Here is a 23,754-nt window from a genome sequence, read left to right as displayed (position 1 = left end):
TAAATCGGCGTGTTAAAATATACAAAGTTGCCGCCTTATTCGGCAACTTTGTCTTTTTATTCGAAGTATACATCAAATCATCCATAATCACGAGGTCCGCATTTCTAAGTCGTTTCAGTTGCACCTTTGATTTGTTCATACCATCACTTCTACACTCCAAATCTCTAAGTGAAATGATTATCCGTTATTATTGGGGAATTTGAAACCGTTGTTATTAGGGATTTCAACACCGTTGCTTACAATTAGGATATTACTTGCTTATTCTCAAACCTCTCCTTCGTGTGGTTAACAGCCAGTGTGTCCTCAGATGAAATCTCTCCCCATAAAATCATCAATAATTGGTTTAATCTTTTTCTTAGCTGCCCTTGCTCTGTTTTTTATATCCTGAATGCTAGTATTTTCTATAAGTGCTATTTCCTTATAACTCAAGTCTTCAATTAGGTAGTAGCGTACCCAATTCTTTTGTTCAGGATTGAGTACCTTTAATATATCATCTAATAGGAAGGGGTCAATTTCCTTGTTAGGTACGTAGGACAAGGGAGCATTCTTGAAATGTAAATCACTTTTCACTTGTTTCACAAATTTATAATGAAGATCAAGGAATCTGAAATAAACTTTATTGTAAAAATAGGTTGTAAAAGCTGAGCGTTTTTCATCATGGATTTTCATGCAGTCATAGAGTACAATCAGACCTTCTTGGTGAAGATCTTCTGCTTCCATATAAGGAAACTGGTTTATAAACTTTAGAATAATCTTATTGCATGGTTTAATACGTGCCTCAAATTCGATTGCAAATCTTTCTTTATTCATCCTAATTTCCTATCCGTATGCGCATCCTTAGTTTATTTTCCGGTACTTTTATCTTATGAAATTTACGGAGAAGTGGCAATATAATCATGTCTGAGTTCAAATTTTAGACAAAATACGACCTTTATTTTTCATTTGTGATGAAAATCATCGACTTTTTCAGTGAGTATGTATTTAGGGATTAGGATTACATGATTTATGGGTTTTCATTATTTATATCCAGTACTCTGCTTGTTCAGCAATACCTTTGATTGTTCTCTTCATTTCCTATACGCTATTAATAGATAGTAACCAAAGGAGGAGAACATCATGCAGCGTTTGATGTGTAAAGGTAAGATTCATAGAGCAACGGTGACTGAAGCGGAACTGGATTACGTTGGCAGTATCACGATTGATTCTACTTTAATGAAGGAAGCAGATATTAAGCCTTATGAAATGGTGCAGATCACCAACTTAAAAAACGCTACCAGGTGGAAAACGTATGCGATTCCTGCTCCGGAAGGCTCCGGGCGGATTTGTTTGAATGGGCCGCCTGCTCATTTATTCTCACCGGGAGATATCGTCATCATCTTGAGCATGGCACAGATGACGGAGGAAGAGATCGAGAATTTGACTCCGAGAGTTGTTTTTGTAGATGAAAATAACGTAATCACTTCCGTGGAAGAGCATGATTTGCACTGGCCGGAGGGCGTTAAAGCTTAGAGGTGTCCCCCGGTGCGGTGAGGTGTAAAAGGGAATAGTTTTATAGAAATCCAGCTGTCTTCCGGGCGGCTGGATTTTTGTCGTATGTTGTTCCTTTTTGTAAATAGGAATATAATTGTCTTAAGATTACTTCTGATGAGCCTCTCTATCTAAAACCATAGAGCAAGGAGGTGACGAGCATGATAGAAAAAGTTATTGGCAATAATAAAGCGTCTGAAATATTCAGAATTAACAGACTTCTGACCGAATCTTTTGATATCAATCAGATACTGAAGACGCTTGTCTCTTCAGCTTTTGAGTTGGTCGAAGTCTCCGATGCTGTCATTCTTTATTTGTATGATGAGGAAGAGGAGGTTTTAAGGTTTTCGGAAGGAGTCGGCGTGAGCCTGGGGGAAATGAAGGACATCAAGTTTGCGTCGGGGGAATCTTTGGCGGGAGGGACTTTCCTTACGAAACAGGCGAAGCTGTATGAAACGGACGAAATAAAAAGCAATATGAGTACGATGACCGAAGAGAATTACCGCTTATATTTTAAGGGAGTCTATGAACGGCAGATCAAGCATGTATTCTGTGTTCCGTTGCTTTATCATAATCGCTGCCTTGGAGTTCTTGCTGTCGACAATTTCACCAATGAAGGGCACTTCACCGAAGAAGATATGGCGATCATTCAGGTTATTGCTGATCAGGGTGCGATTGCACTGACCAATTCCAGGTTGTTTCAAACGATTAAGCAGAAGAATGAGCAGCTGGAATATAGCTTTATGGTGCATAAAAAGTTCACGAAGCTGATGCTGGAAGGCGGCGGGATCGAACCTATTTTGGCTTTATTGACAAGAATTCTCGGGAAAGAAGTTTCTTTTCATGAGACAGAGCGGGATATGGAAGGGGAAGATGTCTACCCAATCATCAGGGACAACCGGACGCTTGGCTTTTTAAAGCTGGATGCTCCGATTACATCTCTATCGGAAGAGCAGCTGGTACCGCTTGAGCAGGCGGCAACTGCTCTCGCTCTTGAGGTTGTCAAACAGATGGCAATCTATGAAAAGGAACTGCATCTAAGAGAAGAAGTTTTCCAACAAATGCTGGAGGGCATCACGTCGAACGATCTGGAGACTATGAGTCATTATTTTAATTGGGACAAGACAGCGCACTTCCGGGCAGTGGTCATAGAGAACAAGCAAGGATACTTTGGCAGCAGGGAGTATATATGGGAGAAAGAAAAGCTTGTGAGAATAATAGAAAACTTGAGCAACGATATTTTTCAGTGCAAGTTCGTTTTCGCAAAGTCCTTTAAAATCATTATGATTATGCCTGATAGCGAGCGGATGAGTCCGAGGAAATTCATCGAGCTTTTAGGAGAAACGCTTTCCAATGAGAAACATCTTTATTATGGGATTGGCGGCTCAAGAAGCTTGCCTAACATCAAGCAATCCTATGATGAGGCGATGGATGCCGTAGCTTATGGCAAGCAAAGTTATAAAAAAGTGACCGATTATTCAGCCCTTGGTCAGGAACGGCTATGGCAGAAGCTTGATCCTGTTACAACCGATAGTTTTATCGAGGATATCATCGGCCCAATTTTTGAAATGGACGCCGTGTATTTGGAAACTTTGAGAGCTTTGATTATCCATAACAAAAATCATAAGAAAGCTGCAGAAGTTTTGCACGTCCACCCCAATACGCTTTATCAACGGATCAAGAAAATAGAAGAAATGCTGCACAAATCCTTTGCCAGGCAAGAAGACTGGCTGAATATTGTTACGGCCTATCAAATATATGTGTCCAGGCACACAGAAAAGCAATAAATCATGTAGGTTCCCACATTTCATTACCTTTTTCAGAAAATTATAATAATTATATAGACTAAGTAGAGGGGGACCGTATATGACAGAAATTGCTACAGCCACTTATCAGAATTACATTGGGGGAGAATGGGTGCCGTCGAGCTCCGGTGAAACATATGCGAGCATAAATCCTGCCAGGACATCGGAAGTGCTTGGATATTTCCAGAAGTCGAATCAAACAGATGTCAAAGAAGCAATTCTATCAGCCAGGGAGGCTTTTCCCGAATGGGCAGCAACGCCTGCTCCTGTTCGCGGTGATGTGCTGTTCAACCTGATTCGCCTGTTGGAGGATCGATTTGAAGAGCTGGCGGTGTTAATAACAAAAGAAGTCGGCAAATCCTATCGGGATGCAAAAGGCGAAGTGACTAAGACAATTCAAGCGATGAAGCAGTTCAGCGGGGAAGCGAATCGGCTGACAGGGGAGACTGTTCCTTCCTACGACGCGGATATTTTCGGATATACTGTGCGGGAACCTCTTGGTGTTGTCGGTCTCATTGCTCCTTACAATTTTCCGCTTGGGATCGGGATATGGAAAATTGCACCAGCGATTATTGCCGGAAACACGGTTGTTTTTAAACCGGCAAGCAACACCTCCTTGATCAGCGTCAAAATCATGGAGATGCTGGAAGCGGCTGGTGTACCGGCAGGGGTAGTCAATATGGTCACTGGACCGGGTTCGGTTGTGGGAAAAGAGTTCGGTGAAAACCCGGAAATAAAAGCAGTCTCTTTTACCGGTTCCACCCAGGTCGGCACGGAATTAGGAAAAGCCGTCACCCAGCGGGGAGGAAGAATGCAGGCGGAAATGGGCGGAAAGAATCCGACCATTGTGCTGGAAGATGCAGATATGGAGCATGCTGTTGAAAGCATCGTGATCAGCGGCTTCCATGATAACGGCCAAAGATGCACAGGTACCAGCCGGCTGATTTTATTACGATCAATTGCTGATGAATTCATCGCCAGATTGATAGAAAAAGCAGAAGCACTGGAGGTTGGGGATGGATTCGATCCTGGTGTGGATAATGGGCCGGTGGTGGATGAGAACCAGCTGAACACCTATCTTCATTATGTCGAGTCAGCGATCGAAGAAGGAGCAACTCTTAAATTCGGAGGGGAGCGTCTGACCGATGAAGGCAGAGGGGAAGGCTACTTTGTCGCCCCGACTATTTTTACCAATATCACTCCTGAAATGACCATCTTTCATGAAGAAGTATTCGGGCCAGTCGTTGCTGTGACAGTCGTTGATACCTATGAAGAAGCGATCGAGCTTGCGAACCAATCTGATTTCGGCTTATCCTCATCCATTTTTACGAAAAGCCTGGATAAAGCACTGACATTCACAAAACAGATCCAGAGCGGTGTTACGCATGTGAACGTCCCGTCGAATTATTTTGAAAACCAATTTCCATTCGGCGGCAAGAAGAATTCCAGCATAGGCCCGCGCGAACAGGGAAGCACCGCACTCGATTTTTGGACCGAAACAAAAACCGTTTATATGAAACCGTAAAAGGAGCCTGTTGCTATGAAAACTGTCGGATTGATCGGTTGCGGAAGAATGGGAAGAGGAATTGCCAAGAACTTGATCGCAAGCGGCTATACTGTATTTGCATATGACCCGGATCCTGTGGCAATTTCGCATGTGGAAAAGCTTGGGGCAAAGACGGGGGATACCGTAGACACCATAGCCGGGAAAGTGGATTTCTTATGTACATCGTTACCGGCTGCCGAGGTACTGGAAGAGGTGGTCGACGTGGCCCTCGAAACGATGAAGAAACACAGCTTCATTCTCGATATGGGAACGACAGATGTAGAGGTCACGAAGCGAATTTTTCAAAAGGCCAGCGATAAGGGTGTCAGCTATTATGATTGCCCGGTCAGCGGCGGTCCTGCCGGCGCGGAAAATGGTACGCTGACCTTTATGGTCGGGGGGAGTCAGGAGCGATTTGGAGAAGTGAGGAATTTCCTCTTAGCTCTGGGAGATGACATCCATTTCGTCGGGCCATCAGGAAGCGGCCAGATCGTCAAACTCTGCAATAATATGGTGGTAGCCGGAATTACGGTACTGCTCAGCGAGACCATGATTGTCGCCGAGAATGCCGGCGTTCCGTCAGAAAAGATGGCTGCTATTATGCAGGCTGGATCAGGTAATAATGCGGTCCTGAATATCTTTGGAGATAACATCATTCATAAAAGCTATGATAACGTCCTTTTTCAGCTTTCTTTAATGGCGAAAGATCTTAAACTTTTCAATAACTTCTCTGAAAGCCAAGGATTTCAGCCAATGGCCAGCAAGTTAATCAGCCAGCTTTATGAGAAGGCAGTGAATCACAATCAGGGACAACTGGATAACGCAGCAATTCGAAAATTGCTGGAGGAGGAGGTCGGACAGCTGACCTGAATCATGAAAAATAGGAGGGAGAAAGACATGGTGGAAAAAGGGATATGGAAAGACTGGCGGCTTCATGCCATTGTTTTTGGACTTGTTATTTTAACGGAAGCCATCGGTACCCACCAGTTCAGTGTCGGACCAGGTGTCATCCTGCTGCTTCCGATGCTGTACGCGATGGTGATTGGTCTGATTTTATTTTTTACACCGGTCGTTAAAAACAAGCAATCGAAAAATGCAGAGCCATTGATCGTCTTGGGTGTGACATTGCTGATTGCAAAAATCGGGGTAATTATCGGACCGTCAATTGAAGGGATCATTGAAGCCGGGCCTGCGCTCTTGCTTCAAGAATTCGGGAACCTGGGTACGATATTCCTGGCATTGCCGGTAGCTGTATTTCTCGGAATGAAGCGGGAAAGCATCGGCATGACGCACTCGATCGCAAGGGAGCCGAACGTCGGCTTGATTATGGACAAATACGGTTTTAACTCTCCAGAAGGCCGTGGGGTAATGGCGATCTATATTTTTGGAACAGTATTCGGGGCAATTTTTCTTGGGTTGATTTCAGGATTCCTGGCGACTATTACGCCATTGCATCCCTTGTCATTTGCGATGGCATCCGGGGTCGGGAGCGGCAGTATGATGGCGGCTGCAAGTGGTTCCTTGATCGCCGCATTCCCTGCCTTAGAACAAGATATCATCGCTTATGCAGGGGCTAGTAACTTACTGTCCCTGTCGACGGGATTATATATGAGCATTTTCATTGGCCTGCCATTGACGGAGAAAATGTATAATGCCTTAAGCAAACGAAAAGAGTCAAAAAAAAACGCGGTTAAAAAGGGGGCGTAAGCGATGACATTGATGAATAACATTCAAGAATGGATTCTTTTGCTGTTGATCTTCGGAGTCATTTCAGCAATCGGAAACTGGATCGGTTATGGAATCCTTCCTCTAGCGGCCGTACCAGGAATGATTGTGCTTATTTTAGTAAGTCTCGCTGGTCTTATATTACAGAAATTATTAAAAGTGAATATTCCAAGTGTTGCGTACGTTGCTTTGATTGGTATCATCATTTCGCTGCCTGGATTTCCAGGTTCAGAAACCGTAGTGCGGTGGACCACAGAAGTTAATCTGCTGGCACTGGCTACGCCAATCCTTGCCTATGCAGGTATTGCGATTGGAAGGTCCTGGACAGATTTCAAAAAGCTCGGCTGGAGAAGCGTCGTCGTCGCCATGCTGGTCATGGTCGGAACCTTTCTCGGCTCCGCCCTCATTGCAGAACTCGTGTTGCGTATGCAAGGGATCATTTAAGGGGACAGTCCCCCGAGAAGTAGTGTAGTTAAATGATAAATACACATGAAAAGAAGACAGCAATTTGCCAGGCGCCAGGGGGGAGGCGCCGTAGGCTTGCTGTCTTTCTGTTTTTATTCTATCAGAAGAAATAAACTTTCTTAGCTATGTCATCAAAATGATATACGAATTACATATTTCTGCCGAATTTTATACGGTTCTATTTCGAGAAAGTAGGAACAGACAAACCTCCATTGCTTTATAGGAGGCTACTAAAAAACGGAAGGTTTAAAAAACGATAAGTATGGAGTTTTATGTCCATACTTACCGTTTTGTTTATAATTTTAAGGGATTCATGACTCTATTCCTTTAAGATTTTTATGCAGTACTTGGATGTTGTGGGCGTTTTGATGTTTATATCGACATACATTTATACATGCTTGATTCCGCAATGAGCGAGAGGCGGTGACGCCTGCGGGAACAGCGCGGGCCGAAGATCCACTTGGTCAAGCGATCTTCTTGACCAAGTTAGCTGAGGCCGTGCCCGCGGCAAGCATCCGCCGGTAGCGGTTCGTGTGAATCAAAGGTGTAGAGCTTACGTGTGGTCTGTCCCCTTCTCCGCTCTATTTTGTAATATCTCCTAATATACACGCTTTAATTTTGGTAGATTCCACGAATAATAGTAAACCGTTTTCATGTAGAATTGTTAACAGTATTTTCGAAATATTTTCACGAAAACTTTTCAGAGGGGGAAATATAGTGAAATTGAAAGCTTTCATGGTCATGGTAGTGTCGCTGATGTTCATTCTTGTCGGCTGTACGAATCCTAATAAGGCGAGTCAGACTGGTGGCAATAGTGACAGCAGCGAAGGAGAAGCCGGTAAAGGCGGTACGGTAACGCTCGTTGATTTATCCGAGGCGAACAGCCTGGACCCGCATACGGTCACGGATGCTGCATCCATGCATTATATTGAGAACATGTACAATACGTTGTTCCGTTACATACCAGGAAAATATGGCGAAATCGAAGGGGATCTTGTGAAAGATTACAAGATTTCGGAAGACGGTAAAGTTTACACATTCACACTGCATGAAGGCGTGAAGTTCCATAATGGTGATGCACTGACGTCAGAAGATGTGAAGTATTCCATTGAGCGTATCATTGAAAAAGGTGTCCGGAAGCATCAATTTTCAGAACTTAAGTCCATCGAGACACCTTCAGAAACAGAAGTGGTCATGACATTGAGCGAGCCGATTGCTCCGTTCCTCACTTTCCTTGCTAACCCAATGAACGCGGTTGTCAACAAAACAATTGTCGAAGAGAACGGTGGAGAGCTCGACAGCGTAGATGCTGGAAGTGGTCCGTTCAAGCTCGATCATTGGACGAAGGATCAGGAAATGGTCCTCACTAAGTTCGAGGATTACTTCAAGGAAGGTCTTCCTTATTTAGATAAGGTCGTATGGCGTTCGATTCCTGATGAAACAGCACGGACAACTGCTATCAGGAACGGCGAGATTGACATCCTGCTCCAGGCTCAGCCTAAAGACGTGAAGCTTTTGGAAAAAGCAGAAGGTGTCAATGTTGTATCTGTACCAGGGACGTACTGGGAATATATCGGTCTTAATACGGAAAAAGAAGCCCTTAGCAACAAGAAGGTCCGTCAGGCGATTGCCTGGGCGATCGATCGGGATGCAATCAACCAGGTCGTAAAATTCGGACAGGCTTCCCCGCTACTTAGCGGAAATATTCCGGAAAACCACTGGGCACACCTGGACGAGAAGATTTATCCTGAGCCGGATCTAGACAAAGCACGTAAATTGCTGGAAGAAGCAGGCTATGGCGATGGTCTGAAGCTGACGATGAAAGTGAGCACGAATCAGTCTCAGATTGATGCCGCTCAGGTCATCAAGCAGCAGCTCCAGGAAGTCGGCATCGAGCTTGAAGTTGTCTCCCAGGAAGACAGTGTGTTCTTTGAAGCACTCGGAAGCGGTGACTTTGAATCAACGGTTGTCGGCTGGGTAGGCTTCGTTGACCCGGATGAATTCCTGTACAACATTTTCCACACCGACGGGATGTACAACCAGCAGAATTACTCCAATCCGGAAGTGGACAAGCTCTTAGAAAAAGGCCGCAGAACGATGGATCAGGAAAAACGGAAAGAAATTTATGCAAAAGCGCAGAAAATCATTGCGAAAGAAGCACCGATGGTATTCTTGTACGCTAATCCACAGATTTCTGCTGTCAGGGAACGTGTTCAAGGCTTCGTGGTCGATCCGACAGTAACGACAGGATCTCTGGAAACAACAAAAGTAAAACAATAAACGTTTGGGGAAGCGGCCATCGCTATTCAGGATAGGTCGCTTTCTCCTTATTAGAAGGAGGTTGGACGATGATTTCCTATATTATCAAACGCCTGCTGATCTCGATTCCGGTTTTGTTCGGAATTTCGATACTCGCCTTTTTCCTTGTCCGGCTGGTGCCGGGGGATACGGTGACGGCGATGCTTGGAAACAACTACACACCGGAACGGGCAGAGGCGCTTCGTGCTAAATACGGTCTGGACGAGTCCGTGCTTACCCAATATGTACTTTGGCTGAAAAACGTCCTCCAGGGAGACTTTGGTTACTCCCATTTTACGAATACGCCGGTCTTGCAGGCGATCCTCATCAGGCTTCCGATTACGATTGAATTGGCAGTATTGAGTGTCGTCATTGCGGTCATCCTGGCGATTCCGCTCGGGACGATTTCTGCTTTAAAACGAAACAGCAAATTCGATTACGGTGCCAGCTTTGCAGGAATGCTCGGGATTTCCATTCCGAACTTCTGGCTCGGTACATTGATGATTCTCTTTTTCTCCTTATATGCGGGCTGGTTCCCGTCCGGGGGATTTGTCGGGCTGTATGAAAGTGTCTGGGGTAACCTCAGGAGCATGATTCTCCCGGCAATCGCCCTTGGTACAGCCGTTGGGGCTGTTGCCATGCGGATGACGCGGTCCTCCATGCTTGAGGTCACCAATCAGGATTATATCAAAATGGCCCGGGCGAAAGGGGTATCCAAGCGGAGAATGATCATGCGGCATGCACTTAAAAATGCGCTCGTCCCCGTCGTTACCGTGCTCGGTATCCAGACTGGGTACTTGCTTGGCGGCTCGGTCGTTGTCGAGCAGATTTTCGGACTGCCTGGTGTCGGACAGCTGTCCTTGCAGGCGATCACCAATCGTGATTACGCTCTCTTGCAAGGAACGATTCTGTTCATCGCCAGTGCGTTCGTCATCATCAATCTGATCGTGGATATTATTTATGGATTCTTAGATCCACAAATTCGCTATTAAAGGAGCGATTACATGAGTGACATATGGTATCAATTCAAGAAAAATAAAATTGCGTTGTTCGGTCTGTTCATGACGACGGCTTTCATTATTGCGGCTATCGTTGCCCCGCTGCTCGCTCCTTACGATCCATACAAAATGTCAGGAGCAGAGTCGCTCGCAGGTCCGAGCATGGCTCACTGGCTTGGAACGGATCAGTTCGGCCGTGATATTTGGAGCCGGATCATTTATGGCACGCGAATTTCCTTGAAAGTCGGCATCATTTCCGTAGGGATCTCACTTGTAGTGGGAACGCTGATCGGAGTCGTTGCTGCCTATTATGGCAAGTGGGTCGATTCGGTGCTGTCCCGCCTCACGGATGTCATGTTTTCTTTTCCGGATATTTTATTGGCGCTTGTAATCATGGCGATTTTAGGACCGAGCCTCACCAACTTGATGATCGCAATCGGCATCGTCTATACGCCGATTTTTGCCCGGATTGCCCGAGGTGCGGTGCTGACCATCAAGAATGCGCTGTTTATCGAAGCGGCGAAATCGATGGGCATCAGCAATGTGAAAATCATGTGGAAACACATTTTACCGAACAGCCTGGCGCCATTGATCGTCCAGGTTACGCTGTCCCTAGCATTCGCTATTTTGGCAGAAGCGGCCCTCAGTTTTCTCGGACTTGGAGCTTCGCCAGACACACCTTCGTGGGGAATCATGCTCAGTGAAGGAAAGAACTGGATGGAGCAGGCCTGGTGGATCGCCGTTTTCCCGGGGATCGCAATCACCTTGGCCGTGTTCAGCTTTAACGTCATGGGGGATGGCCTGCGGGATGCCCTAGATCCGAAACTGAAAAATGAATCGTCGTGAAAGGAGTAAGTCCATGTCTGAATATATTATGGAAGTGAACGATCTGAAGACGCATTTTCATACCAAAACAGGCGTCGTCAAAGCCGTGGACGGCGTGAATTTCAAAGTGAAAAAAGGCGAGATTCTTGGCATCGTCGGCGAATCCGGCTGCGGGAAAAGTGTCACTTCCCAGTCGATCATGCGCCTCGTCGGAAGCAAAAGCAGTGAACATGTAAGCGGCGAAGTGCGTTACCATGGCGAGGATCTGCTTTTGAAAACGGAACGGGAAATGGAGAAGATCCGCGGCAAGGACATTTCGATGGTTTTCCAGGATCCAATGACTTCCTTGAATCCTGCCTACAATGTCGGGACCCAGATCGCTGAAATGCCTGAAATTCATGAGAAAAAACCGAAAAAAGCGGCCTGGAAACGGGCGGTGGAAATGCTGACAAAAGTCGGTATCCCGTCATCGGAAAAACGCGCGCACCAGTATCCGCATCAATACAGCGGCGGTATGAGGCAGCGCGGGGTCATCGCCATGTCCCTTGCCTGTGATCCTGATTTGATCATCGCTGATGAACCGACGACAGCCCTTGACGTGACCATCCAGGCACAGGTGCTTGATTTGCTGCGGAAACTTCGCGATGATACAGGAACGGCCATCATGATGATTACCCATGACCTTGGGGTCGTCGCTGAACTGTGCGACCGGGTAGCCGTCATGTATGCCGGTAAAATAGTTGAAGAAGGAACGATCGAAGACATTTTCGACAGACCGAAGCATCCTTATACGAAGGGACTATTGAATTCTGTCCCTCGCCCGGGAAGAAGAGAACGGCTGCAGCCGATCGAAGGCCAGCCGCCGAATTTACAGAACCTGCCACAGGGCTGCCGGTTCCAGGACCGCTGCCCGTTTGTGATGGATAAATGCCTGGCTCAACAGCCAGAATTACTGCCAGCAGAATCAGAGCAGCATACGGTTGCCTGTTGGCTGGAAGAGGAGGGACAGCCGGATGGCGACCGAGGAACTCGTAAGAATCGACAACCTGAAGAAGCACTTTAAGATATCTAATGGAATTTTTCGCAAAAATACTGTCGTGAAAGCAGTGGACGGCCTGAATTTTTCCGTTTATAAAGGAGAAACGTTAGGAATAGTCGGGGAGTCCGGCTGCGGGAAATCAACGACGGGGCGTTTATTAATGAAGCTTCTCGAAGCGACGGAAGGAAAGATGTATTTCGAAGGAGAAGACGTCTCCACCTGGGACAAGCAGAAGCTGAAAGCACGCCGCCGCGATTTTCAGATGATTTTTCAGGATCCCTATGCATCACTAAACCCAAGAATGATCGTGGAAGACATTATCGAAGAACCTCTGAAGACGACAGATATGAGCAAGGAAGAACGGAAAGCGAGAGTGAAACAGCTGCTGGATGATGTCGGGATTCCGCAGGATTACCGCACCCGTTATCCCCACGAATTTTCCGGGGGACAAAGGCAGCGGATCGGTATTGCCCGTGCGCTGGCATTGAAGCCGAAATTCATTGTCGCCGATGAGCCGGTGGCGGCCCTTGATGTGTCCATTCAGGCACAGATCATCAACCTCCTCGTCGATCTGCAGGAGGAATATGATTTCACATACCTGTTCATTGCCCATGATTTGAGTGTCGTCCAGTATATCAGTGACCGTGTCGGCGTGATGTATCTCGGAAAAATGGTAGAATTGAGTGAAAGCGACGATCTCTATGAAAATCCGCTTCACCCATATACCCAGGCGCTGTTATCATCTGTGCCAGTTCCGGATATTCACCATGTTAAAGACCGGATTCCGCTCGAAGGGGAAATTCCGAGTCCTGATAACCCGCCGTCCGGATGCCCGTTTCATCCGCGGTGCCCGATTGCGAAACAACATTGCAAAGAGGAAGTCCCAAGCTTCCGGGAAATCACAGAAGGCCATTACGTGGCGTGTCATGAGGTGAAATAATGACGTATTCAATTATTGCCAGATGCAAGGAAACAGGAAAGTTCGGCGCCGCCGTATCGACCTGCTTTCCAGGAGTAGGGGCTTACTCCCCGCATATAGAAGCGAACACGGGCGCAGTCATCACCCAAGGATGGGTGAACCCGGCGCTCGGTCAGGAAGGTTTGAACTATTTACGGCAGAGCTATACGGCAAACGAAACCCTGAACCACCTGCTGATCAAGGATCCGGGAAAAGAACTGCGCCAGGTCGCCGTCATGGACCAGTACGGCAATAGCAGCGCCTATACCGGTGTCGAAAATGATGCCTATAAAGGCCATATCATCGGCGAGCAATGGTCGGTCCAGGGGAACATTCTCGCAGGGCCGGAAGTATTGGAAGAAATGGCGCGGGCCTTTGAGGAATCCACCGGGAAGCTTGAGGTCAGGCTCCTCGATGCACTCGCAGCTGGCGATAACGCCGGCGGGGAGACACGGGGCAAGCAGTCTGCCGTCATCAAAGTGGTGGACATCGACCAGTTCCCGTACGTTGATTTTCGCGTCGATGACCATGAAGAACCTGTCCAGGAATTGCGTAGGATTTATGAAAAAAATAAATCGGTTCTGATTGAACGCTATTATGAATGGGTGGACGCGGTGAAGCAGGGGATTGTTTTATAGTGGAAGGGTGACACGATGCAGGATGACATATTGACTGCCATGAAAGAACGGTTCGGCCAGCAGGCGATCCATATCAGAGAAAAAGCTACCGATCATATTTTGTCGAGCGAGCCCTCGATCGCCTGTTGTATGGCTAAGGCTGATTCTTCCGGACCGTGGGAGCGGCTTAGTGAGTCGGAGGTCGTCTTTGATTTGGACGATTTTCAGGTTGCGCTTGTCGGACCGGCGTCTTATAACGCAGAGGAAGCGCTACAGTATTTTGAAGAGCACACACCATGGATCCTGTTCTTGTTGGAGCATGACAGGAAACAGCAGGATGATGATTTCCTGTATTTATTGATGCATACCGCAAAAACGCTTGCTTCAAAAATGTACGACGAAAACATCCTGGAGGTCGTCATCCGCTCTGTCGTTGAAGCGATCACCGCCGCCGATACAGGATTTTTATTTTTATATGACGAACAGATCGACAAGCTGCTCGTCCGTTCTGCGGTCGGTTTCCGGAAAGAGAGCTACCAGAAAACACGTCTGAAGGCTGGCGAAGGGGTAAGCGGGCAGGTGTTCGCGAATGAGGAGCCGATGATCATCAATGGGGAAGCGGAAATCCGCGGGGCGATGGAGGGTATGTCCCCGGCTAACTACCGCTATTACCTTGCATCGACCGAAGACAGGCCGTTTCCCGATTGCATGATGTCCGTGCCGCTCCGCTTCCAAAATGAAACGATCGGTGTTTTGACGATTGACAGCTTCCAGGTCCATGCTGCTTTTACTAAAAGAGATCTGCTGCTATTGGAGACGCTCGCTGATCATGTCGCCATCGTCATCACCCACTCGAGGCTTTACCAGCAGGAGAAAAGAAAGCGGGAAGAATTCCAGCGGACGTTGCACGCGCTCAGAAAAGAACACGAAATGATGCAGCGGACAACTGATTTCCATAATCGCCTGACAAATATTGCTGCGAGAGGTGAAGGAGCAGAGGCGATTGTAGATACTTTAATGCGGACAGTCGCACATCCCTTTGCTATTTACGACTCCCTGTTGCATCCTTTTTACGAAACAGAAGGTGCTGCCGAAAAGTCGCTTCCGGAAAATTTTCTGAGCCATGACCGCGTCCGCTACGTCATCAAAACGAATAAATGGCAGGTGATTCCGGCTGAGGATGGCAACCTTATTGTGCTGCCGATCATGGGAGCAGAAGCGGTCTGGGGATTTTTATGCGTCTGGGCAGCGGACGATCAGCTTGCCGAAAACGATATTGTCCTCTTCGAATACGGAGCGACGGTCCTGTCACTGGAGCTGACCAAGGAAGAAGCAGTAAAAGAAGCAGAAATGAATGCCAAAGGAGAACTCGTGGAAGGCATCCTCACTGGTGAATCACGGGAAACACTCGAAGTCCAGGCCGCAAATCTTGGGCTCTCGACATCTGATTATTATGTCATGGTGCTTGGAAGATTGAAGCCGGGCTCCGTGGAAGGATTGATGCCTTCCCATATAAAAATGCAGAAACGGGAGGCCGTGCAATTTTTAGAAGAAGAGCTTTCGAAGCGCGGAATCAGAGGGATCACTTCGATGAATCGATCCTATATTTTCGCGATGGTCAGTTTTTCGGAAGCAGAAGGGAAAGCTTCAGCCAGGGATCAGATGAAGTCACTCGTCGCAGGATTAGAAAATACCGCTGTGCCGCTTCACATCGGTGTCGGCCGTGTCCATAAAAATATCACAAACGTCAACAAATCGTATACCGACGCAGAAAAATGCCTCGAATTATTAGAGAATAACCCCGGCCAAAACGTGATCAGCTTTGTCAACGCCGGCATTTACCGATTTTTACTGCAGCATAGCGAGGAAGAACTGGACCTGTTCATTGATGATATCCTCGGCCCATTGCTCAATTACGATCAGAAGAAAAACGGCGAGCTAATGAAAACCCTGGCAGCTTATGTGACCCATGACAAGGATTTGAAGAAAGTCACCCAGGAACTGAACATCCACCACAACACGCTCTATTACCGCATCAGCCGAATCCAGGAGATCCTGGAGCTCGACGCCGGGAATATGGATGAGTGGTTCAACATCCAGCTTGCCTACCATGTTTACAAATACCGCAATAACCAGTAGAAAGGGTGGAAGCATGCTTGCCATCACCAATGCAACGATCGAAACAGCAGCTGGAGCACCGCTTCAGGATGCTGCCGTTTTAGTGAAAGAAGGAAAAATAGAAAAAGTCGGCCGCGCTTCTGATGTGGATGTGAGCGGGTATGAAGTGATTGACGCTGCGGGAAAAGTTCTGACCCCGGGCTGGATCGACACCCACACTCATCTCGGCATCGATGAAGAAGGACTGGCCTGGGAAGGTGCCGATTTCAACGAAACCTCCTCTCCCGTAACGCCGCAGATGCGCGCCATCGACGGCATCAATCCGTTTGACCAGGGATTTCGTGATGCTGCGAGCTGCGGAGTCACCACTGTCCAGGTCCTGCCAGGAAGTGCCAATGCCATCGGAGGTCTGACCGCCATTGTGAAAGTGAAGCCGAACCGTCCATTGTCAGAGCTGGTAGTGGAAGAGATTGCCGGCTTAAAAATGGCGTTAGGCGAAAACCCAAAGAACATTCATGGCAAAAAAGGCCATGCTCCGATTACGCGGATGGGCGTTGCATCATTGATTCGCGACGCTTTTGTCGAAGCACAGAACTATTTAAAATTAGATGCAGCACGGGATTTGAAGAAAGAAGCGTTAGGCAGAGCATTGAAGCGGGAAATTCCCGTCTGCGTCCACGCACACCGTGCCGACGACATTCTTACGGCCATCCGGATTGCGGAAGAATTCGAGTTGGACTTACATATCGAACACGTCACGGAAGGCCACCTGATCACAGGTGAGCTGGCAAAATATAAGGATAAAGTCAAATTTTCCATTGGCCCGACATTATCAAGCAGAAGCAAAGTCGAGCTCAACCAGATATCCTGGGATACCTATCGCGTGTTTGCCGAGCACGGAATTCCATTTTCTTCTATAACCGACCATCCCGTCATTCCGATCACCCATCTGCAGACCTCCATGCAGCAAGCAATCAAAGCAGGACTTGATGCCGGGAAAGCTTTGCGGAGCGTGACTCTCGATGCCGCCTGGATTTTAGGATTGGATGACAGGAAAGGCAGTATTGAAGCAGGAAAAGACGCTGACCTTGTGCTGTGGGACAGCCATCCCCTGCATGAAAATGGCAGCGTCCGTTTTACGATGACAGAAGGAGAAATCGTTTTCCGGCGAGAAGATGGATAGAGAGGGAAGCCTTTTTTGTACTTTAAGACAGTTTAACTTTGCTAAAGGGTTAAAGTATAAGTAATACTAAGGCTTTCGCCATAAGGACTTGGCGACAAGCCAAGTTTTTCTAAAAATCGAAAATTCCATGGAGGTTGATGTATGAGCCAAAAGCAGCAGACCGCCGAGCTGGAGAAAGTTTTTGAGATGATCGATCAGCAGTGGGAGGATGAGATTACCTTTTTAAAAGAAATCGTTTCCCATAAAAGCACGCTCGGGAACGAAGCAGGCGTGCAGCACCACATTAAAAGTTTCCTGGATGGAATGGGATTGAATACGACCGCATTTGAGCCGGATCCCGAAAAAATCTCCCATTACCGTAATTTTGGGAAAACGAAATGGTCTTATGATGGCAGACCGGTAATAGCAGGCGAGTGGAAAACGGATGGCGAGAAAATTGGGAAGAGTCTCATTTTGCAGGGGCATATCGATGTCGTCAGCGCCGAGCCGGAAGAACTATGGGATTACCCGCCGTATGATCCGATCGAAGTCGACGGAAAGCTGTATGGCCGAGGCATGTGCGACATGAAATCAGGTGTTACAGCGATGATTTTTGCGGTGAAAGCAATTAAGGAAGTTGGTCTTAACCTTGGTGCTGATGTGCAGATTCATACCGTGCTGGAAGAGGAGTGCACCGGCAATGGCGCACTAGCCTTACTGGACAGAGGATTTGTAGCCGACGGAGCGATCATTCCAGAGCCATTCGGCCTGAAATGGATGAAATCTCAGGTGGGCGTGCTGTGGATGAAAGTAAAAGTGAACGGCAGCGGCGCCCATGTCGAACGCGCCGACAAAGCGCAGAACCCGATCAATAAAGCGGTCCGGCTGGTTCAGGCGCTCGAAAATTATCAAGCACATGTCAACGCCCAGCCGAAACACCCGGATTACGCCGACCATCCTCACCCACTTAACGTCAATGTCGGCATGATCCATAGCGGCGACTGGCCATCCAACGTCCCATCCGAATGCACCTTTGACGTAAGGATTGGCTTTGATCCAAGACGCGAGCCGGAAGAAGTCCAGAGCGAAGTGAGAGACTGGCTGATGGAAGCAGCCCAGGAAGACAGCTGGCTAAGAGAAGTCCCGCCAGAGATCAGCTTCTACGGATTCGCCGCCCCAGGAAGCACCATGGCCGAGGACTCCGAATTAGTACGTACACTCGCAGCAGCACATGAAAATACCTTCGGCGAACCAATCGAACATATGAGCATGACCGGAACCACCGATATGCGCGCCTTCCACGAATTCAACATCCCAGCCACATGCTACGGCCCAAGCGGAGCCAACATGCACGCCCCCAATGAATACGTCGAACTGGACACTGTACGCGATGTCACGAAGTCCATTGCAGCCTTTATCCTTGATTGGTGTAAAGAGCGTAAATAATTTTCCATAAGGAAACCCCAGGCCGAGCCTGGGGTTGATTTAGTTTAGGGGGAGGGGAGGCAGAGGTGGTGCGTTCATTAGTTTAGGAATGCGCGTGTTCAGATTCAGAGGTCGGGTACGCTTGTTCCGAGGCGGGGTACGCGTGCTGGGAGAGTGGAAACGCGTGTTCCAAAGCGAGGTACGCGTGCTGGGAGAGTGGGAAACGCGTGTTCCAAAGTGAAGCACGCGTGCCGGAAAGTAAAAACGCGTGTTCCAAAGCGTAATACGCGTGCCAAAGGGCGGAACACGCGCATTCGCGAGGAGAAACGCGTGTACATATGAAGAAAACGCGTACAAGTGGTATAGCCCCGCAAATGAATATTAACATGAGATAGAAGAATATAATCCTCATATACGTCCACAAGTTTAGCCTTCATAATCAAATAAATTTCCTAAATTATACCTCATTCCTCTTCCGGCACTTTTACTTCCCAACCTACGTAACATCCAGTAGGCTATGTCTCTTGATGAGATGTGTAGAAAATCTCTTGCTTCTCTATTTGAAATTGTTGGGCTGATAAGGTAATAATAATCTTTTAGTGCTTCAAGATGCGAATCTCTCGATTTGAATTGGCAGCGCGGGCAGGCCCAAACTCGAAATTCCCTTAGCATGGGTATCAAGGCACATTTTGGACAGGCTACTCCGGTTTTGATCTCTGTTCTCTTTATTTGGTATTTTTCAAGGATATCCCAATCTATCTCTTGGTTTGCCCTTATTAAATAGTCACTTAAAGATTTTAATTCATGTTTCTTATTATGCTGATGCTTTTTCTCCAATTCCCTGATTCTGTAGGGTAAAGCCGAGCGATTAGTGACTCTCAGCATGGTTTCTTTATCGTTTTCAGTAGATTTGACTACGGTACGTTCATTCGCAAATACCACTAGAGTTTCCACCATCATTGTAAATCCTAATTGAGCCTGCATCCATGCCTGTAATTGCTCCTGTTGGCGGGTAACCTGAATAACGGGATCTGGAAAAGCTTCCTCAAGACCGTCTTTTTCGCGAATCAATTGGTTATAAGAAGTATTAAAGGTCAATGTTCCTGAATAATTCTTTACTTCAAGAATGAGCAAAAACTGGGGAGATAGAATGAGGGTATCTAGTTGGAAAAAACGGGAGCCATCATTTAAACGAAGGTTATGCAATATGCGGTATTTTTGCGTAGATAAAAATGATAGAGGAAAATCCAGAGATTCTTCACCGTTATGGCCGGATTTAAATTTGCCTAATTGATCCGAAACATGCTGATATTGGGGGTGTTTTAGCGAAAGCCGCCTTTGTAATGATTCCAGCTTTCGTATTTCAATTGGTAGATTGCGGGGTTTTATGATCAATACATCACTTCCTTCTATTAAGCTATCTTTAATAATTCGACAAATATTGTATTTCCCCTCTTAATAGGCTTAATCAAGGTTTTTATCGCAAGCTTCTTAATTAAAAATGTATAAAGTGTTTGGGGAAAATGAAGATTGAGAAGGTTTTGTAGTTGAGAACGCGTACTAAAGGTAAGTCAACGCGTGCTGGAGGGATGGATACGCGTATTCATTAGAGGAATACGCGTATCCAGAGACGCATTCCGCGTGTTTAGAGGTATAAAACGCGTGCCCAAGGGCGAGTCTGCGTGTTCAAAGGTGAAACACGCGTGCGCGAAAGTGCGAAAGGAATAACTTTCTAATGGAGAAACGAGCTTCGGCTCGTTTCTTTTCCTTTTTGAAAAAATCTGCATTTATATACGACCTCACTAGTCAGAATAATTTATCCATAAATGTAAGCTCTGAACTCTGAACAACTGTGGCCCTCTAAATTTACACTCGCCCCAGCCACACTCCGCCTCTCTAAAAACAGAAAAAACGAGCATTTCTGCTCGTTTCCTCCTATTTAGCCTTTGTAGTGGATTGTCTTTCCAGTAATTTTGCTGGCAGTAATACTTCCTGGTAGGGCTGGTCTTGATTTTCGAATCTCCAAAATAGTCTTTCTACGGCTTTAACTCCGTAATCGCCTAAATCGATGTCCATGGTGGTGATGCTGGGGCTGGAAAGCTGCGATAATTTACCATTATCAAAGCTGCAGACAGACGCGTCTTCTGGCACGTGGATGCCATGCTTTTGCAGTCCGGTATTGATTAAATAACCCAGCCCATCGTTGACGCAGAACCAGGCGGTGGGCTGGTATGGAAGCTGCTGGATGAAAGTGTTGAGGACGAGTTCGTCTTCCTTTGCATCGGTAAACATGAGACGCTCGTCGGGTTTGATGTCGAATTCGCGTAATGCAAGCAGGTACCCTTCCCACCGTTCCTGATAACTTGGGGAGAAGTTTACATCGCCGATATAGGCGATATTTTTATGGCCCAGCTCGATTAAGTGCTGGATGGCTTTATAAGCACCGAAGCGGTTGTTTGTGAGAATCGCATCTGCTTCAATGCTCGGGTGGTGATGATCGATCAAGACGGTTGGAATTCCTGTAGAAATCACTTTTTGAATGTATTCGTTGCTTATATGGGACAGGATCAGGATCCCATCCACCTGTCTGTTTTCGATGAAAGAGGGAAGGATGAAGTTCTCTTTTTCGTCTTTTTTAATGGATTGAATCAATAGATTTTTTCCTCTTTTTCTTACCTCTTCTTCTATACTTAGATAGATTTCCCCGAAAAAACTTGTCATCGAAAATGCGAATTCGGAAGCAATCAATCCGATATTGCCGACAGTTTGCTGGGAATGATTATTTTTCTTCGTGTATTGATACCCGAGCTTGTCTGCTACTCGATAGATTTGCTTCCTCGTTTCTTCGCTTACACCTGGTTTACCGGAAAAAGCTTGTGACACAGAGTTTTTCGATATATTTAAATGATCAGCGATATCTTGCATAGTAATTCGTTTTTTCATGGCCATTTTCCTTTCTGTGTATATTTTAACAGAAAAATGTAATCTTTTTTGTAACGTTACAAAAATCCCGGCTGTTAACTCGGTTCATATAGCTTTCGCGGCGGTTTGATTGCACTGAAAATTTTAAAATCATCATGTTGACACGAAATATTTAGCGTGTATAATTCTTTGTAAGGTTACTATATTACAATTATTAAGTTTAGTAAAGTTACAAAAACATAAGTAATGTTTTGTCTTCTGCTTTTTTGTAAGGGATTACATAGGAGGTGGAAGATCATTAAGTTAAGCTTGGAGGATACGTAATGAAGGTTGATCGTTTTAAAGGGAATCCCATCATTTTTCCATCTGATATTTCTCCTTTTCATGAGGGGCATGAAGTTATCGGGGCATTCAATGCAGGGGTGGCTGAGTATCAGGGGGAAGTGCTTCTGCTTCTCCGGGTCGCTGAAAGGCCGATTAGTCACGACCCAAAGAAAGTGAAAGCACCTTTCGTTGATTTTTCTGAAGAAAAAGGAAAGCTTGAAATCATTGAACTGGACAAGGATGACCCAGCCTATGACTTTTCAGATCCAAGGACCATTGCCAAGAATGATTCGGAGGACAGGCGTACAGCCTATTTGACTTCTCTATCTTACATTCGGATTGCCAGGAGTAAGGACGGGTATCATTTTGACATTGATGACAGACCATTCCTTTATCCGGAGAATGAACGGGAGTCATGGGGAATCGAGGATCCGCGCGTCACTCAAATCGATGATACTTATTATATTCAGTACAGCGCTGTTTCGCCGGAAGGAATAGGTGTAGGCCTTGTTTCGACCAAGGACTTTGAAGATTATGAGCGCCATGGTCTCATGCTTCATCCGGAAAATAAAGATGTCGCTATTTTTCCAGAAAAAATAGAAGGAAAGTATTATACACTGCACCGGCCGGTTCCAAAAGGAATAGGCAGGCCGGAAATATGGATTGCGGAATCGGAGAATCTTATCCACTGGGGAAATCACCAGCATTTGCTTGGGCTAAGCGAGGATGGCTGGGACAATGGCAGGATCGGCGGTGGAGCAGTTCCGTTCAAAACGGAAGAAGGCTGGCTTGAAATCTATCATGCCGCTGATAGAAATGACCGTTACTGCCTCGGGGCCGTTTTACTAGATTACAAGAATCCTTCACGTGTTTTAGCCAAAACAGAAGAGCCTATTCTAGTTCCGGAAGAAGATTACGAAAAGGCTGGTTTTTTTGGCAACGTTGTCTTCTCCTGTGGAGTAACTGTTAAGGAAGATACCGTGCGAATCTATTACGGAGTGGCAGACACATCGATGGCAGTCGCAGATTTAAGTTTGAACGAAATTTTAGATCAATTAAAGGTGAGGAAGTACGATGAGCTATCGAGTAAATGATCTATTAGCAGACTACCGGGAAAATAAACCATCTGTTATGGCGGAAAAGCTCACTTTCACGGGTGTCGGCGGAAAGGATGTCTATAACATCACAGCGCCTTTCACAGATAATGGGAAGCAAATGATTGCCGGTCGTGTCGAAGAAAGGTCGTCCGAGTACTCGGAGGTGATTTTTTTCAAAAAAGAAGCCGGAGAGTGGACGCCGGATGAAGGGCTCCCAAAGTTCCAACTGCAGGACCCGTTTGTCACTAGCATTCATGATCAGCTTGTATTTGGAGGTGTCGAAATTTTTCCCCATCCGGAAAATGAAGGCGCTTTAATGTGGCGGACTGTTTTTTATAAAGGCAGAGACATCAGCCGATTGGAAAAATTCACGACCGGACCTGATGGGATGAAGGATATTCGATTGATAGAGTTACCTGATGGAAAGATCGGGGTCTTCACTCGGCCGCAAGGAAAAAAAGGCGGAAGAGGAAAAATGGGTTTTACTGCCATAGACAAACTGGATGAATTAGATGCTGACCTGTTATCACAGGCTCCATTGATGAAGGAACATTTCCTTGACGAAGAGTGGGGAGGGGCGAATGAGATTCATCTATTAGCCAATGGCAGAATTGGCGTTCTCGGCCATATTTCCCAGTTCGATGACCAGGGGGACAGGCACTACTACCCGATGATTTTCCTTTATGATGTGCAGGCAAATCAGATTTCGGATATGGAAATAATCGCGGAACGGGAAGATTTTCCGCCGGGAGCAACAAAACGGCCGGACTTAAAAGATGTCTTGTTCAGTGGCGGATTAGTACGACTGAAAAATGGCATGGCAGAACTTTATGTCGGTGTCAGTGATGCGGAAGCCCATAAGGCTGTCATTTCGGATCCGTTTGAAAAATTCGAATAAAACTG

At 46.5% G+C, this 23,754-nt stretch carries 20 protein-coding genes; 17 read left to right on the top strand and 3 right to left on the bottom strand.

All coding sequences use genetic code 11. The features are described 5' to 3' along the window. Positions 1-303: 303 nt before the first annotated feature. Positions 304-810: an RNA polymerase sigma factor gene (locus JOC33_RS02705; RefSeq protein WP_205090713.1), complete on the bottom strand. Its 507-nt coding sequence runs from the start codon at positions 808-810 to the stop codon at positions 304-306. Positions 811-1,116: 306 nt separating this feature from the next. Between JOC33_RS02705 and panD the strand changes: the two genes are divergently transcribed. The 15 genes from panD (at position 1,117) to JOC33_RS02630 (ending at position 18,529) form a co-directional block, all read left to right on the top strand. Next, complete coding sequence (gene panD / locus JOC33_RS02700; protein ID WP_205090711.1) at positions 1,117-1,509, top strand: aspartate 1-decarboxylase; 393 nt, start codon at positions 1,117-1,119, stop codon at positions 1,507-1,509. Positions 1,510-1,688: 179 nt separating this feature from the next. Further along, positions 1,689-3,314 carry a helix-turn-helix domain-containing protein gene (locus tag JOC33_RS02695; RefSeq protein ID WP_205090708.1) on the top strand — a complete coding sequence of 542 codons (1,626 nt, stop codon included), beginning with the start codon at positions 1,689-1,691 and terminating at the stop codon, positions 3,312-3,314. A gap of 79 nt (positions 3,315-3,393) precedes the next feature. Continuing rightward, complete coding sequence (locus tag JOC33_RS02690; RefSeq protein ID WP_205090707.1) at positions 3,394-4,857, top strand: aldehyde dehydrogenase family protein; 1,464 nt, start codon at positions 3,394-3,396, stop codon at positions 4,855-4,857. Positions 4,858-4,872: 15 nt separating this feature from the next. After that, positions 4,873-5,748, top strand: coding sequence for an NAD(P)-dependent oxidoreductase (locus tag JOC33_RS02685; RefSeq protein ID WP_205090705.1), 876 nt, complete (start codon positions 4,873-4,875; stop codon positions 5,746-5,748). Positions 5,749-5,775: 27 nt separating this feature from the next. Further along, positions 5,776-6,585: a DUF3100 domain-containing protein gene (locus JOC33_RS02680; RefSeq protein WP_205090704.1), complete on the top strand. Its 810-nt coding sequence runs from the start codon at positions 5,776-5,778 to the stop codon at positions 6,583-6,585. A 9-nt stretch (positions 6,586-6,594) separates the two neighbouring features. Then, a complete protein-coding gene (locus JOC33_RS02675) occupies positions 6,595-7,047 on the top strand; it encodes a hypothetical protein (RefSeq protein WP_205091520.1) in 453 nt (150 codons plus the stop codon). Between the two features lie 738 nt (positions 7,048-7,785). Continuing rightward, complete coding sequence (locus tag JOC33_RS02670; protein ID WP_205090703.1) at positions 7,786-9,348, top strand: ABC transporter substrate-binding protein; 1,563 nt, start codon at positions 7,786-7,788, stop codon at positions 9,346-9,348. Positions 9,349-9,416: 68 nt separating this feature from the next. Beyond that, positions 9,417-10,358, top strand: coding sequence for an ABC transporter permease (locus tag JOC33_RS02665; protein WP_205090701.1), 942 nt, complete (start codon positions 9,417-9,419; stop codon positions 10,356-10,358). A gap of 12 nt (positions 10,359-10,370) precedes the next feature. Next, complete coding sequence (locus JOC33_RS02660; protein ID WP_205090699.1) at positions 10,371-11,210, top strand: ABC transporter permease; 840 nt, start codon at positions 10,371-10,373, stop codon at positions 11,208-11,210. 13 nt (positions 11,211-11,223) lie between these two features. Beyond that, on the top strand, positions 11,224-12,252 hold the full coding sequence (locus JOC33_RS02655) for an ABC transporter ATP-binding protein (protein WP_205090697.1): 1,029 nt from the start codon (positions 11,224-11,226) through the stop codon (positions 12,250-12,252). After that, positions 12,203-13,168, top strand: coding sequence for an ABC transporter ATP-binding protein (locus JOC33_RS02650; protein ID WP_205090695.1), 966 nt, complete (start codon positions 12,203-12,205; stop codon positions 13,166-13,168). Before JOC33_RS02655 ends, JOC33_RS02650 begins: the two co-directional genes overlap by 50 nt. Continuing rightward, complete coding sequence (locus JOC33_RS02645; RefSeq protein ID WP_205090693.1) at positions 13,168-13,824, top strand: DUF1028 domain-containing protein; 657 nt, start codon at positions 13,168-13,170, stop codon at positions 13,822-13,824. Before JOC33_RS02650 ends, JOC33_RS02645 begins: the two co-directional genes overlap by 1 nt. Positions 13,825-13,839: 15 nt before the next feature. After that, positions 13,840-15,942 (top strand): helix-turn-helix domain-containing protein, encoded by a 2,103-nt coding sequence (locus tag JOC33_RS02640; protein WP_205090692.1) that lies wholly within the window; start codon positions 13,840-13,842, stop codon positions 15,940-15,942. Further along, positions 15,884-17,104, top strand: coding sequence for an amidohydrolase (locus JOC33_RS02635; RefSeq protein WP_239533946.1), 1,221 nt, complete (start codon positions 15,884-15,886; stop codon positions 17,102-17,104). The genes JOC33_RS02640 and JOC33_RS02635 overlap by 59 nt, the downstream gene beginning before the upstream one ends. 141 nt (positions 17,105-17,245) lie before the next feature. Further along, positions 17,246-18,529, top strand: a complete 1,284-nt coding sequence (locus JOC33_RS02630; protein ID WP_205090691.1) for an ArgE/DapE family deacylase — start codon at positions 17,246-17,248, stop codon at positions 18,527-18,529. Positions 18,530-18,934: 405 nt separating this feature from the next. Here JOC33_RS02630 and JOC33_RS02625 read toward each other — a convergent pair whose 3' ends face one another. Then, positions 18,935-19,903: a nuclease-related domain-containing protein gene (locus JOC33_RS02625; RefSeq protein ID WP_205090690.1), complete on the bottom strand. Its 969-nt coding sequence runs from the start codon at positions 19,901-19,903 to the stop codon at positions 18,935-18,937. 540 nt (positions 19,904-20,443) lie between these two features. After that, a complete protein-coding gene (locus tag JOC33_RS02620) occupies positions 20,444-21,451 on the bottom strand; it encodes a LacI family DNA-binding transcriptional regulator (RefSeq protein ID WP_205090689.1) in 1,008 nt (335 codons plus the stop codon). A 302-nt stretch (positions 21,452-21,753) separates the two neighbouring features. Here JOC33_RS02620 and JOC33_RS02615 point away from each other — a divergent pair, with 302 nt between their 5' ends. Together JOC33_RS02615 and JOC33_RS02610 are read left to right on the top strand one after the other, a co-directional pair. Next, positions 21,754-22,848, top strand: a complete 1,095-nt coding sequence (locus JOC33_RS02615) for a BtaManbiosPhlase (RefSeq protein ID WP_205090688.1) — start codon at positions 21,754-21,756, stop codon at positions 22,846-22,848. Then, the gene (locus JOC33_RS02610) at positions 22,829-23,749 is read left to right on the top strand and encodes a DUF1861 family protein (protein ID WP_205090686.1); all 921 of its coding nucleotides are present in this window, start codon (positions 22,829-22,831) and stop codon (positions 23,747-23,749) included. The genes JOC33_RS02615 and JOC33_RS02610 overlap by 20 nt, the downstream gene beginning before the upstream one ends. Positions 23,750-23,754: the final 5 nt, after the last annotated feature.

This window comes from Thalassobacillus pellis, from assembly GCF_016908295.1.
Lineage (GTDB): Bacteria > Bacillota > Bacilli > Bacillales > Halobacillaceae > Thalassobacillus > Thalassobacillus pellis.
The sequence above is the reverse complement of the archived record's forward strand: the minus strand, read 5'-3'. Positions and strand labels throughout refer to the sequence as shown.

Bases quoted from the DNA above. Each gene is read 5' to 3' on its own strand.
- JOC33_RS02705 (WP_205090713.1), bottom strand. From the start codon at position 810: ATGAATAAAGAAAGATTTGCAATCGAATTTGAGGCACGTATTAAACCA.
- panD (WP_205090711.1), top strand. From the start codon at position 1,117: ATGCAGCGTTTGATGTGTAAAGGTAAGATTCATAGAGCAACGGTGACT.
- JOC33_RS02695 (WP_205090708.1), top strand. From the start codon at position 1,689: ATGATAGAAAAAGTTATTGGCAATAATAAAGCGTCTGAAATATTCAGA.
- JOC33_RS02690 (WP_205090707.1), top strand. From the start codon at position 3,394: ATGACAGAAATTGCTACAGCCACTTATCAGAATTACATTGGGGGAGAA.
- JOC33_RS02685 (WP_205090705.1), top strand. From the start codon at position 4,873: ATGAAAACTGTCGGATTGATCGGTTGCGGAAGAATGGGAAGAGGAATT.
- JOC33_RS02680 (WP_205090704.1), top strand. From the start codon at position 5,776: ATGGTGGAAAAAGGGATATGGAAAGACTGGCGGCTTCATGCCATTGTT.
- JOC33_RS02665 (WP_205090701.1), top strand. From the start codon at position 9,417: ATGATTTCCTATATTATCAAACGCCTGCTGATCTCGATTCCGGTTTTG.
- JOC33_RS02660 (WP_205090699.1), top strand. From the start codon at position 10,371: ATGAGTGACATATGGTATCAATTCAAGAAAAATAAAATTGCGTTGTTC.
- JOC33_RS02655 (WP_205090697.1), top strand. From the start codon at position 11,224: ATGTCTGAATATATTATGGAAGTGAACGATCTGAAGACGCATTTTCAT.
- JOC33_RS02650 (WP_205090695.1), top strand. From the start codon at position 12,203: ATGGCGACCGAGGAACTCGTAAGAATCGACAACCTGAAGAAGCACTTT.
- JOC33_RS02645 (WP_205090693.1), top strand. From the start codon at position 13,168: ATGACGTATTCAATTATTGCCAGATGCAAGGAAACAGGAAAGTTCGGC.
- JOC33_RS02640 (WP_205090692.1), top strand. From the start codon at position 13,840: ATGCAGGATGACATATTGACTGCCATGAAAGAACGGTTCGGCCAGCAG.
- JOC33_RS02635 (WP_239533946.1), top strand. From the start codon at position 15,884: ATGAGTGGTTCAACATCCAGCTTGCCTACCATGTTTACAAATACCGCA.
- JOC33_RS02630 (WP_205090691.1), top strand. From the start codon at position 17,246: ATGAGCCAAAAGCAGCAGACCGCCGAGCTGGAGAAAGTTTTTGAGATG.
- JOC33_RS02620 (WP_205090689.1), bottom strand. From the start codon at position 21,451: ATGAAAAAACGAATTACTATGCAAGATATCGCTGATCATTTAAATATA.
- JOC33_RS02615 (WP_205090688.1), top strand. From the start codon at position 21,754: ATGAAGGTTGATCGTTTTAAAGGGAATCCCATCATTTTTCCATCTGAT.
- JOC33_RS02610 (WP_205090686.1), top strand. From the start codon at position 22,829: ATGAGCTATCGAGTAAATGATCTATTAGCAGACTACCGGGAAAATAAA.